This window comes from Fructilactobacillus sp. YLN 2507, assembly GCF_059614085.1.
In genome coordinates this window covers 1,083,746-1,095,561 of record NZ_CM184303.1, presented here as the reverse complement: position 1 = coordinate 1,095,561, position 11,816 = coordinate 1,083,746, and the positions used below count along the sequence as shown (strand labels likewise).

Annotated in this window: 11 protein-coding genes and 3 tRNA genes; 9 read left to right on the top strand and 5 right to left on the bottom strand. The window is 30.8% G+C overall.

The features are described from left to right. The first annotated feature begins 78 nt into the window (after positions 1 to 78). The 5 genes from AC0GLY_RS05710 to AC0GLY_RS05690 all read left to right on the top strand — a co-directional run bounded on the left by AC0GLY_RS05710 (position 79) and on the right by AC0GLY_RS05690 (position 5,355). Positions 79 to 777 (top strand): N-6 DNA methylase, encoded by a 699-nt coding sequence (locus tag AC0GLY_RS05710; RefSeq protein WP_496611208.1) that lies wholly within the window; start codon positions 79 to 81, stop codon positions 775 to 777. Between the two features lie 45 nt (positions 778 to 822). Further along, positions 823 to 3,093, top strand: coding sequence for a Spaf_1101 family AAA-like ATPase (locus AC0GLY_RS05705; protein WP_496611207.1), 2,271 nt, complete (start codon positions 823 to 825; stop codon positions 3,091 to 3,093). A 106-nt stretch (positions 3,094 to 3,199) separates the two neighbouring features. Then, entirely contained in the window at positions 3,200 to 3,358 is a 159-nt protein-coding gene (locus tag AC0GLY_RS05700; RefSeq protein ID WP_496611206.1) for a hypothetical protein, read from the top strand. An 84-nt stretch (positions 3,359 to 3,442) separates the two neighbouring features. Then, positions 3,443 to 4,219 (top strand): hypothetical protein, encoded by a 777-nt coding sequence (locus AC0GLY_RS05695; RefSeq protein WP_496611205.1) that lies wholly within the window; start codon positions 3,443 to 3,445, stop codon positions 4,217 to 4,219. Positions 4,220 to 4,689: 470 nt separating this feature from the next. After that, positions 4,690 to 5,355: a hypothetical protein gene (locus tag AC0GLY_RS05690; RefSeq protein ID WP_496611204.1), complete on the top strand. Its 666-nt coding sequence runs from the start codon at positions 4,690 to 4,692 to the stop codon at positions 5,353 to 5,355. A 186-nt stretch (positions 5,356 to 5,541) separates the two neighbouring features. Here AC0GLY_RS05690 and AC0GLY_RS05685 read toward each other — a convergent pair whose 3' ends face one another. From AC0GLY_RS05685 to AC0GLY_RS05670, 4 genes are all read right to left on the bottom strand, one after another. Continuing rightward, entirely contained in the window at positions 5,542 to 6,372 is an 831-nt protein-coding gene (locus tag AC0GLY_RS05685) for a hypothetical protein (RefSeq protein WP_496611203.1), read from the bottom strand. A 96-nt stretch (positions 6,373 to 6,468) separates the two neighbouring features. Then, positions 6,469 to 6,542: transfer RNA gene (locus AC0GLY_RS05680), tRNA-Asn, on the bottom strand. Between the two features lie 29 nt (positions 6,543 to 6,571). Then, positions 6,572 to 6,645: transfer RNA gene (locus AC0GLY_RS05675), tRNA-Asn, on the bottom strand. A 30-nt stretch (positions 6,646 to 6,675) separates the two neighbouring features. Next, a tRNA-Asn gene (locus tag AC0GLY_RS05670) sits at positions 6,676 to 6,749 on the bottom strand. 464 nt (positions 6,750 to 7,213) lie between these two features. On the opposite strand from AC0GLY_RS05670, the gene AC0GLY_RS05665 reads away from it, so the two are divergent. The 3 genes from AC0GLY_RS05665 (at position 7,214) to AC0GLY_RS05655 (ending at position 10,099) form a co-directional block, all read left to right on the top strand. Then, the gene (locus tag AC0GLY_RS05665; RefSeq protein ID WP_496611202.1) at positions 7,214 to 7,888 is read left to right on the top strand and encodes a hypothetical protein; all 675 of its coding nucleotides are present in this window, start codon (positions 7,214 to 7,216) and stop codon (positions 7,886 to 7,888) included. A gap of 82 nt (positions 7,889 to 7,970) precedes the next feature. Then, positions 7,971 to 9,497 carry a ClC family H(+)/Cl(-) exchange transporter gene (locus tag AC0GLY_RS05660; RefSeq protein ID WP_496611201.1) on the top strand — a complete coding sequence of 509 codons (1,527 nt, stop codon included), beginning with the start codon at positions 7,971 to 7,973 and terminating at the stop codon, positions 9,495 to 9,497. A gap of 11 nt (positions 9,498 to 9,508) precedes the next feature. Next, positions 9,509 to 10,099 (top strand): SAV1803-related protein, encoded by a 591-nt coding sequence (locus AC0GLY_RS05655; protein ID WP_496611200.1) that lies wholly within the window; start codon positions 9,509 to 9,511, stop codon positions 10,097 to 10,099. A 16-nt stretch (positions 10,100 to 10,115) separates the two neighbouring features. Here the strand turns inward: AC0GLY_RS05655 and AC0GLY_RS05650 are convergent, their stop codons facing one another. Next, a complete protein-coding gene (locus tag AC0GLY_RS05650; protein ID WP_496611199.1) occupies positions 10,116 to 10,838 on the bottom strand; it encodes a winged helix-turn-helix domain-containing protein in 723 nt (240 codons plus the stop codon). A gap of 117 nt (positions 10,839 to 10,955) precedes the next feature. On the opposite strand from AC0GLY_RS05650, the gene AC0GLY_RS05645 reads away from it, so the two are divergent. Next, positions 10,956 to 11,816, top strand: a complete 861-nt coding sequence (locus AC0GLY_RS05645) for a phosphate ABC transporter substrate-binding protein (protein WP_496611198.1) — start codon at positions 10,956 to 10,958, stop codon at positions 11,814 to 11,816.

The following is an 11,816-nucleotide window of genomic DNA, read 5'->3' as shown; positions in this document are numbered from 1 at the left end:
TGTGTAATAATAACGTGAGTTACTGGGGGTAGTAAAATTATATTCTATAAATTTTTACTATTTGAGGGGGGAGACGTAATGCCATTTTTAATAAAATCTGATGATCGTGTAAAAAATCACGGAGAAGTTTTCACACCTAATTATATTGTAAAAATGATGTTAAATCAGCCAGAAATATTAAAAGAATTTAGCTCTCTATCCTCTACATTTTTAGAGCCAGCAGCTGGTGAAGGTGCCTTTTTAGTTGAGGTCCTAAGAAGAAAATTAGAACTAGCAAAAAAAATAAGTAATTCTGAAAAAGAATTTAATGACAACTCTCTGATTGCATTATCATCAATTTATGGGATTGAGTATCTACATGATAATTTATCAAGTCTTTTAATGAATATGTATGCAATATTTTCGAAAATTTATCGAGAAATCATAATAGATAAATTTAATAGTTCTGAAAATAAGGATGTTTTGAAAAGTGCAAATACTATAATTAAAGCTAATATTGTACAAGGAAATACTTTAACCTATAAAAATTCAAAGGATAACCCAATAATATTTAGTGAATGGAAATTGATTGGGAAAAGATATGATCGGGTATATGTTGAACGTATCGAATCTACTTTTGAATCTATAATTAATGAAAGTGACTCTGAAGACATTATTCCTAAAAATCGAGTAGTAGAATTTGATTTGTTTAGTAATGAATTTGAAGATGAAGGGAATGATTTTACTAAGTATAAAAAAGTTAAAATTGGCGATGTTTATAAGGAATTGAAAGAATAGAAATTATGTAAATTTGTTTTCCTATAATTAAGATGGAGTAAACTAATGAAGTTTAGAGAACGTTATGTTAGAGATTTAAATCATAATTCTGAATTAAGTAATAAGTTAATTTCATTGAATAAAATTGAAAGTTCTTATGGAACTTATCATAAAACTGTAGTTCATTTTCATTCTCCTGCTTCTCACGATTATAAAGTTAACATTAACGGTAAAGATAAACGTATGAAACAGGTTACAGAAAAAGAGGCTGAAAGCATTGCTGAAAAGAATAGCCTATATAAATTTACAGGTATTGATAAAAACTATATTAAGGGTTTAGTAAAGAAAAATGTTTTTCCTTCTTACCGAGAAGGAATATTTTATTTGTTAATGGCACAGTGCTTAATTATTAAGAAAATTGAGTTAGCAGTAATAACTGACCATAATACAATTGATGGATATGAAAGATTAAATTCTGCTGTTAATATTATCAAAAGATATCGTGATAATTCATTTGTTCCATTTATTCAACTTGGTGTGGAAGTATCATGTGGGGATAAACTTCATGTTGTAGGAATATTTGATAATACTGAAGAAATGGAAAATCAAGTAAAAGAAGTTTTAAATGAAATTCTTGTTTCTGCTGGCGAAGGTTCTTACTTAGCTTCATGGCAAGTTATTGAGAAGTTTAAAGACTTGGGTGGTATTGCATATGTTGCTCACTTAAATGCAGAGAATATCTTTAAAAGTGATAATTATGGTAGTGGTGCTTATAAAAAGAAATTATTTTCAAAAGAAAATATGAGCATTGTGGGGTTATCAAAACTCACAAAAAAGGAATATCTTTTAAATAAATTAATAATTGATAAAAAGCTTAATAATATAGTGATTTTATATGACGAAGATTCTCATAAATTAGAAGATTTAGGTGAAAAGTTTTTTTGGATTAAGGGTCAAAAGGAAAGCTTTGACTTATTCACAAATGCTATTCATGATTCTGATATAGCAATAAAATTAGAAGAACCTTCACTCCCAGGAGTTTACATTAAACATATTTCAATAGAAGGAAATGGATTTTTAGGTGGAAGAAATGAAAAATCACTTAATTTAGACTTTTCTACATCATTAAATTGTATAATAGGTGGTCGTGGAACAGGTAAAAGTACATTGTTGGATTGTATTAATTTTGTTCTTTCACAAAATGTTATAAATACTGCTCAATTAAAAAACATCTGTAATCAAGGTACTATATGGTTGACTGTAACTTTAGATGATGAAGATTATTTTATTAAATTTAATCCCTTGACTGATAATCTCGATGAAACTTTATTTTTACAAGGATATTTGCATGGGAAAGAACATGAATTTCAATATGGACCAAATGGAAAAAAATTCAATAAGAATGAAGTAAGTAAGGCGACACTTGAAAAAATACAAATTTTTAAAATAGAGGGAAATGCAGTTTTCGAAATTACAGAAAAAAAGAATTTTTTTAATTACATCTTTAAGGAGTCATATTCTATAAATGAATTAGTAAAAAATGCTTCTGATAATGAAATCCAAAGCTTTATTAGAAAGCAATTAGCTTTTTCAAAAAATCCATTACCTAAATTAAAAAATATTAAAATAAATAATGATAGTAAATTAGAAGAAGCTTATAATCGGCTTTATGAAAAAATGTCAATTCATAAAGATAAAGTATTAGCTTCTATAAATTCGATTAATGATAAAAGATCTAATACTAGGATTGTTTATAAACAATTACCTTTTTCAGATTTTGTTTTTAATTGGGAAAACGTACTGAAAAGTACAAGTCATTTATTAAAAAAAGAGATATTAAGAAAATATAATATTAGTTTTAGTGAAATTGAAAACTTCTTATCTGAAGGTGCATCAACTTATAATGTTATTGGTTTTTATCTAATGTTTAAAAATGAAAAATACAAAGATTTGAGTTCTATTTTAATTAATGTTATATCTAATAAGCATGGGGTTAAAGAAATAGATCAAGGTAAACAAAAAATTGATGAAAATAATATTGTTAATCTTTTAAAAGAAATAGGAGCAATTATAATTAATGCTGCAAAAATTGACATTTATAATTTTATTAATAAATACCAATCAATTGCGGATATTTTAGATTTAGAATTTGATATAAATAGTTATGAAAGTGGTAACGATAACGGAGAAATATTTAAGTCTATATCACAAATATCGTTAGGGCAAAAAGTTGTAGCACTTTTAGATTTTATATTTATTTTCAAAGATATAACAAATGATTCTACACCACTCTTACTAGATCAGCCAGAGGATAATCTTGATAGTAGTTATATATAAACATTTAGTAAATTCATTAAGAAAACAAAAGGATAAAAGCCAAGTCATTATAATAACTCATAATTCTACTATTGTTACAAATTCTAAGCCAGAACAGGTTGTTACAATGCAATCCGACAACGTACATGGTTGGGTTAAGAATAGTGGTTATCCTACTGAAAAGGATATTATTTTAGATATTATTAATTTACTTGAAGGTGGAATAGATTCATTTAAACACAAACAATTTATATATAAGTCAGTTTTAAATGATGATAGCAATTAGACATATTTGCAAATTAAAGTTAAATAATTCAAAAAAATTTAAACAAGTTATTTATTGAAATTAACTTATATTAGTGGTGAATTAATGATTAAATATTTGGAAGGAATACCGTTTACTTTAGTTTTTTCAGCTATTGCATCAATAACTGGAATTTCTGGGTTAGCATTTAATATATATATCAACAAAAAAAATCAAAAAATACATGAACAGGAAGTTTATAAATCAACATTAGAAAGAACTCAAGCTATTGTTTTTGAAATGCAGAGTAATATTAATGAAATACATGATTTTTCAGAAAAATGGTCTAAAGTAATTCAAAAAGATATAGGAATCAAAAAAATGTTTTTAGATAACCAATTGTATTTTAATAAAACTGAAACATTTGATTTTTGGGGTAAATATTTGATTGATTACGAGAATTGTAACATCAATAAAAAACTAATATTTTTAAAGAATAAAATATCATTAATAATGTCAAACCCTAATTATGATTTAATTAAAAATACGGAAATATCTGAAGGACCTAATTCAAAAATGAAATTAGATCAAATATTCAAAAATATAAGACATAGTATTGGAATAATAGAATCTAGAATAATATTTATTAAGTATTTTATGGAATGTTGGCCAGAAGCTTTTAACGATGAAAATTTAAGATATAATTTTTGGAATGACAATTCTTTTCCAATTTATGTACAAAAAAGATTAGTTCCAGGAAGAATACCTGCAGTTAATCGTGATAAAGAAGTTAAATCGGTTAAAGCTTATGATACATTGAGTCCATTTAATAGGATAGATTTTATGTATACTCAAAGATTATTAATGGCTGTTAGTGGTCTTGATTTTATGGATTTATATTGAAATTAAGGAGCTTATTTATTACTGATTATAAATTAAGATTGTAGTAGTGAATTATTCAATAGGAATAATTCATAAATATATTAATAAATTATTTATACAGAAAAATGCTGAATTCATAAAGAGTTCAGCATTTTTGTATAGGATTTTGATAAATAATATTTAATTAATTATCATTATTTTGATTAGAATTATTTTGCTTATCATTATTGGAATTACTATTTTAGTTATTGTTACTTTTACTATCTTATTTAGAAGTCTTATTATCAAAAATAGTACTTAAAATAAACCCATGTAAATTTTCTAATTTTTGAATATTATACACATTAGTTATTTGATTTTAATCTCATTCATCAAATTGATAATTTACTAGCTATTTACTAATTATTTTGTTATAATTAGAAAAATAAAAGCCAAATGTGAGTTCTTAACTTTTCATTAGTGGACACATTGGTTAAAAGGAATCCCTTTACATGTCAATAAAGCAAAATAATAAGTACGGAGATAATTCTTTACATTATATAGACAATAGTCAGCATGTGAATTATTTTAAGACGACAATAAACTATAATGCTGGAAATAGTTCAGACGAAGATAATGAATCTTATTATCTTATTTTGGCTGGATTTGGGATACTTGTTTATTGTATATTTTTTCCAAGTTTAGTTGAAATTTTTAAAAAATTTAATCTATTTCAATATGGTACGATTATAATTCTTTCTTTAATTTCAAGCATTTCAATTTTTAAAAAAAGTAATCATCAAATTAAACCCCTAGTTATTTCTGGTTTGCAATCAATAGTTTCTCTTACGGTATTATTTTTAACACAAAACATAACTATACCAAAAGAAGTTTTTGATTATTGCAAATTACTAAAATCTGATGGAGCAATTAAAGGATTGTATTCTTTGATGTCATCAAATCCTACACAATTCAGTCAAAATATTATTTATATTTTAATTTATTCTGCAATAGTCATTTTATTTTTTACGTCTTTTGCAATGAATTTTTTTAAGATGACATTTAAAGATACTTTATTAAGTATTCAAACTTTCATAATTCCGATGATACTTGAAATTATATTGATTATTATCATATATTATTTACCGGAACTAATGAATTATTTGCCAATAAAATAATACATCAGTGTGAAAAATAACCTAACCGAATGTGGTTGGGTTATTTTTGGTTTGGCAGATTAAGTTTTCATGGTATCAAAAAAGACCAATCATAAAGATTGATCTAATACACTGACTAGCAATCGGGAAGCTATGGTAAGACATCGCTTCCTTTTTTTCTGAATTTATTTTACCATATTTATCCAATTATTTTATGCGTAAAAGCAAACTACCCAGCCACATTTCCACTAGACTGATTAACAAGCAGACGAAAATTAAGATTAGTAAGATGAGCCACAAAGCCGCAATGAGTAATAGAATTAGGTCAATGGTTAAATGAAACGACAGACTGACAGTTTCTAACATTCCACCAATCATGCTGAGCACGGCAATGACCATGAAGAAACTGGGTAATCCCGTATAGCTGGAATGCAGATCTTCGCTCGATAAACTAAAGACGGTCGAACTAATCATCCCAATTAAGATGATTAAAATGAGCTGATTGACAATGCCAGCGCTTAAAAAAGCAGTGGTGATGTTACCTAACCAAGTGGTGGTAATTTGCATAACAAAATTAACTAAGTTAGTAGGGCTTAATTGAGAAACTTCATCAAGGGGAATCGCGGTATAAATTGGGTGACACAAGAACTTAATTAAAAGCCAACAGACTAGTAAACCGCTAAACAGGGGACCAAGGCCAATGAAAAAATTGCCTAGGGTTTGGTAATGACTACTGTGATTATAAGTACTACCCACGCTACCCAAACTACCATCTTCTGGATGAAAGTTTAGTAGTTTCATTTGTGTAATTTTGTGGCCAAAGATTATGGCAAAGGCAGCATGTCCTAATTCGTGAATAATTACTCCTAAGCCACCCAGCCAGTATTGCGATTTAAAGTTGAAATGATTGACCATGTAGCCCTTTAAACTTTTTGCTAACCCATAGCTAATTAAGCCATCTATAAGTGGTAAGCCAATTAAGACGATGGTTAAAAAGATGAAGAGGTAAAAAATGTTGATTAAGAGATTGACTAGCATAAGCGATTCCTTTTTGATTATTTGGATATGCTTTAATTATACTCTGAAGCAAACAAAAAAGCCGTCAGTTCAATGAGAACTAACGACTGGAGATAACTGCTGTGGCTGGGCTCGAACCAGCGACATCCTGATTAACAGTCAGGTGTTTCTACCAACTGAACTACACAGCAAGAATTGAATTGTTTAGCACGAATGCTAACTGACGTGGCTGGGCTCGAACCAGCGACATCCTGATTAACAGTCAGGTGTTTCTACCAACTGAACTACACGTCAATATTGCGACTTTGATCAATCAATGATCAACTGCTGTGGTTGGGCTCGAACCAACGACATCCTGATTAACAGTCAGGTGTTTCTACCAACTGAACTACACAGCAATGATTTGTATCACTTGAGTACATGAACTATATTACCAGCTAGCGTTCGTTAGTGCAACCTTATTATAGATTTTTTTATTTCAATGTTCTATTTTCGTGTTTTAATGAATGAAAACTAGTTAAAATGTTCGCATTTATGTCCAATTGACTAAATACGTGTATTTTTGAAGATCTGACGAGCTTATTATCCGTGATTTGGGTGATAAAATGATGGTAATAAACGTAAATTAAGTAAAAAAAAGATAAATTTAGCAAATATTTTTTTAAATTAATTAAATTGAGTAGAATGTTTGTGTTTTAGTTTGGAATATTTTTAATTAGTTCTTTAAATTAAACAGCAAAATGATATCATAAAACTAATAAAACTAAATTTAGTGAGGAATTATTGTGAAGAAATCAAGTAAAATTTTATTGGGAATTGGGTTAGCTTTAATTTTTGTAATTGGTTGTGAGTGGCCGGATTTATGAAAGCTAATCATCCCCGACAACATCAGGCTAAAGAAGCAACTAGTTCAACTAAGCAAGTTGGTGAAAATAAACATAGTAAAAGGGTAAAAGTAACTTCTGATAACAATCAATCTCAAGTTACTAGTACCGGTAATAGTAACTTTAGTAAGACTCCATGGACAAACCAATCCGCCTTAGATTTTTTACAAAGGGTTAATGATACTTCTTCTGAAGGGTCTAAAGTAGTTGGCGAAAAAGTTGCTGAGTACTCTGTAAACTCAAACAGTGGTGGCTTTCCTGGAAACAGTATCTTTGTCCTCGAAAACAATCGAAGTGGAGCTGGTGATGGTGGTGTCTTACTTACCAAAAATGATGACAATACGGTTACTTTAACTATCGGAGATGGTGCAGGTTCCGCACCCATAGAAAAAGCAGTCATCGATAGTAAAACTTATAAAGTTATTTCAGAAAATGAAATTCAGAATAATGATCTTAAAAGTATGTGGCAATACTTTGGGATTAAAGAACCTGGTGTAAATAATTATAGTGATGATGATTCGTCTTCTGATGATAGTTCTAACGATAATAGTTCTGATAACGATTCCGATAATAATGATAACTCCCAAAGTTCTGATACTAATAATGATAACTCCCAAAGTTCTGATACTAATAATGATGATTCAGACAATTAATCAAGGAAAGAAGCGAAAAGGCTTCTTTTTTTTCTTTTCAAACTGATACAATTAGAGTATTAAGTTTTTGGAGATGGAAATTATGGATTCAAAAAGAAAAAATTTACAGTTTGTTATTATTAGTGCTCTAATTGGAATTTTAACTGGAATTGTAATCTCCGCTTTTCGGATTTTAATTGAAAAAGGGCTCGACTATAGTGTGAAATCTTATGAGTTGATTATGCGTCAACCAAGTTGGCTATGGCTGATTATTCCGCTTTTCATTACGTTGGGAATCATGGTTGGTCTTTTAATGAAGGGTAATCCCAATATCAGAGGGTCTGGAATTCCTCAAGTTGAAGCCCAGTTAGCAGGTAATTTAGAAATGAACTGGTTTTCCGTTTTGTGGCGGAAATTTATTGCAGGTGTTTTAACGGACGGAACCGGGGTTTTCATGGGGCGCGAAGGACCCTCGATTCAATTGGGTGGTGCCGTTGGGCAAGGAATTGCACAAGGATTTAAACAACATGGGTCTGATCGGCGCCTTTTAATTGCCACTGGAGCTGCCGCTGGATTATCAGCTACGTTTAGTGCCCCCTTAGCAGGAACCTTCTTTGTTATGGAAGGAATTTACCGTAATTTTCAACCAACAGTTTGGCTATCAGCTTTAACGGGTGCAATTACGGCCAACTTTGTTTCTTTGAATGTCTTTGGATTAACCCCAGTTTTACCGATTTTTTATAATCGCGTATTATCACCCTTAGAATACTGGCAATTAATTCCTTTGGGTTTAATCTTAGGTGTATTGGGATATGTCTATAACCAAGGTTTATTAGATTTTCCTTTATGGTATGCCAAAATTCGTTTGATTCCTTGGTATTGGTTTTGTCTAATTCCCATTTTGTTAGTAATCCCGATTGGAGTTTTCTTTCCAGAGACGTTGGGTGGGGGAAGCAAATTAATTATGTTAGCTTCTACACACAAATATTCGTTAGAGCTGCTTGGTTTTTACTTAGTTTTACGAATTGGATTTGGGTTAATTTCATATGGTGCCGGAATTCCAGGGGGCTTTTTTATGCCCATCCTAACTGCTGGAGCTTTAATTGGAGCTTTTTATGGAACCGGAATGGAACAATTTGGTTTAGTTAACAATGCTTATACTAATAACTTTTTAGTCTTTGGGATGGCCGGCTATTTCACAGCTGTTAGTAAAGCTCCCTTTACTTCCATGATTTTGATTACTGAATTGGTGGGAAGTACACATAACTTCATGTCTTTAGCGATTGTAATTTTAATTGCTTATTTATCTTCTGATTGGTTAGGTAGTCAGCCAATTTATCAAGCTTTAGCTGAACGATTAACTCGCGTAAAATGTTATCTTGACTCCAAAGAGCCAACTGACATTATAAAAATGCCGGTGTATGAATACAGTCAAGTGGCTAACGAATTTGTTAAGGATATAGCTTGGCCAGGGAATTCGATGCTGATTACAATTAAACGGGGAAATTTAACGATTATTCCGAAAGGAAAAACAAAAATTAAACCTGGAGATGTGCTTTATGTTTTAGCACACAAAAATAACGTTGGATATCTCTACGAAAAAATGAAAGATTTAACCACTAGTGATTAGGGAGAATGAAAATGGATTTTACAGCTAAATATCAAGCAAATGTAAAATTATTACAAATGACCTATGCCGATGCGGTAACAGCTTTGTTAATCAAATATGGACCAGCCCAGCAAAATTATTTTAAAGAAACTGCTTATGATAAATTTTTGGCCGGAATTAATAAGACTTTGACTAAAGCAAATGGAGTTAGTCGTATTAAAGTGGGGCTTTATTGTCATCATATTGCTGAAATTAAAGCGTTGAATTTAAGTAATCCACGTTTCATCTGGCACTATCGTTATCCATATGCTTACCAACTCAAGGAGCAGTTAGTATATTGCAACTTAATTGAACATTTGATTTTACATGCTTTAATTACCTATGAAACGAAACGTCAATTTGGGTTTCCTGGCTTTCAAATTTTAGCCGAACAAGTTGATAATTGGTACATTAAAGACCATGTTCCAGGAAAAAGCAATTGGCAGTTTCAGCCATATCAAGCTGCTTATCTACCAAAGGAACTGGTTGAACAATTGCTTCCTCAATTACACAAATTAGTTAATTTAGGGGCAACTACGCCAGCTCAGTTACAACAAATTTTAGCCAAAAATAAAGAAGCCTAGTCCCAGATTGGTGGGATTAAGCTTCTTTTTTTATTTCTCCAACGAAACTATAGCCAAAGCCCCGCACTGTTTTTAAATATTGAGGGTGCTGGGGATCTGGTTCAATTTTATCGCGTAAATGACTAATATGAATATCAACCATCCGAGATGTTTGGGACATATCATAGATGTCGCCCCATACTCCCTCTAATAGTTGTTGGCGACTTAATACTTGAGGAGAACGCTCAATTAAATAGATTAATAATTTTAATTCTTTAGGGGTAAGACCCAAGTCTCTTTGATTTTTGAAAACCTTATATTTTTGGCGATCAATGACGACATCACCAATTATGTAATTGGCTTGAGACGGCTGCTCTGGTGTAATTGATTTAACTCCTAATCGAGCATATACAGCCTGTTTTTGTTGTAAGCGGGCAATTAACTCATAGTAATCATAGGGGTCAACTACGCAATCATCAAAGCCAGCCTTAATTACATCAATTGTCTCGGTTTTGTCTTTTGCCAACATAATAATAGGAATTTGATGTGCTGTTCGGATTTTTGCTAACATGACTTTATTTTCAGCATAGGGAAAACTAGCTAAATCCCAAAACAAACCGGTGCTCTCTTTTTGGTTCATGGCTTGATTAATCTGATTAATCTGATCGAATGTATCGACAAAATATGATTGTTCGTTAAAAATTTGGCTAAAATTAATGGCTAAGCTCAAATTTTTTGTGACTAACGTTACATGTTGCAAGAGATCACCTCAAATTTGTAAATTTACACAATCTTTACCTAAATTATAAACTACCTTTACAACTCAATATTATACTTAGTTTTGTAATTAAGAAAAGCAATTACTAGGAGAGCGCTCATGAAATTAAACAAAATGATACCAGCTAGCATTGCTTGTATCGGTCTTTTATTGCTGACAGCATGTGCTGGGAAAAGTAAAGAAAATGCCGTTACAGCAGTAGGTTCAACGGCAATGCAGCCTTTAATTCAAAAAGCAGGAAGCGATTATCAAAGTCAGCATCCTGAGACTAACATTACCGTTCAAGGTGGTGGATCAGGAACTGGGTTAAGCCAAGTCGAAGCTGGAGCGGTTAACATTGGTGATTCTGACATCTTTGCTGAACAAAAAGATGGAATTCATGCCAATCGATTAATTGATCACAAAGTTGCGGTAGTTGGAATTACGCCAGTAGTTAATAAGGAAAATGGAATTTCTAATTTAACTAAACAACAGCTATCTGACATTTTCACTGGGAAAATCAAGAATTGGAAAGAAGTCGGGGGAGATAACTTGCCAATTATTGTTATTAATCGGGCTCAGGGAAGTGGAACCCGTTCTACTTTTGAACAGTTTGTTTTGCAAGGTAAAGATGCCGTTAAAAGTCAGGAACAAGATTCTAATGGAACTGTGAAAAAGTTAGTTGAAAATACCCCTGGGACAATTAGTTATCTTTCTTTGCCTTATCTAAATGATCAAATTAAAACAGTTAAGGTAGATGGGGTTAAAGCAACTCCGGAAAATATTGCAACAAATAAATGGGAAATTTGGTCTTATGAACATATGTATACCGATAAAAATCCTAGTACCAAAACAAAAGCCTTTATAAATTACTTATTGTCGAAGAAAACACAAAATAATCTGGTCAAACAAGCTGGATACGTCAGTGTTCATGATATGAAAGTTAAAGTTGATGCAAAAGGGAAGGTTAGTCCACAATAG

Excerpts from the sequence above, each read along its gene's own strand:
- AC0GLY_RS05710 (WP_496611208.1), top strand. The coding sequence starts at position 79 with ATGCCATTTTTAATAAAATCTGATGATCGTGTAAAAAATCACGGAGAA.
- AC0GLY_RS05705 (WP_496611207.1), top strand. The coding sequence starts at position 823 with ATGAAGTTTAGAGAACGTTATGTTAGAGATTTAAATCATAATTCTGAA.
- AC0GLY_RS05700 (WP_496611206.1), top strand. The coding sequence starts at position 3,200 with ATGCAATCCGACAACGTACATGGTTGGGTTAAGAATAGTGGTTATCCT.
- AC0GLY_RS05695 (WP_496611205.1), top strand. The coding sequence starts at position 3,443 with ATGATTAAATATTTGGAAGGAATACCGTTTACTTTAGTTTTTTCAGCT.
- AC0GLY_RS05690 (WP_496611204.1), top strand. The coding sequence starts at position 4,690 with ATGTCAATAAAGCAAAATAATAAGTACGGAGATAATTCTTTACATTAT.
- AC0GLY_RS05685 (WP_496611203.1), bottom strand. The coding sequence starts at position 6,372 with ATGCTAGTCAATCTCTTAATCAACATTTTTTACCTCTTCATCTTTTTA.
- AC0GLY_RS05665 (WP_496611202.1), top strand. The coding sequence starts at position 7,214 with ATGAAAGCTAATCATCCCCGACAACATCAGGCTAAAGAAGCAACTAGT.
- AC0GLY_RS05660 (WP_496611201.1), top strand. The coding sequence starts at position 7,971 with ATGGATTCAAAAAGAAAAAATTTACAGTTTGTTATTATTAGTGCTCTA.
- AC0GLY_RS05655 (WP_496611200.1), top strand. The coding sequence starts at position 9,509 with ATGGATTTTACAGCTAAATATCAAGCAAATGTAAAATTATTACAAATG.
- AC0GLY_RS05645 (WP_496611198.1), top strand. The coding sequence starts at position 10,956 with ATGAAATTAAACAAAATGATACCAGCTAGCATTGCTTGTATCGGTCTT.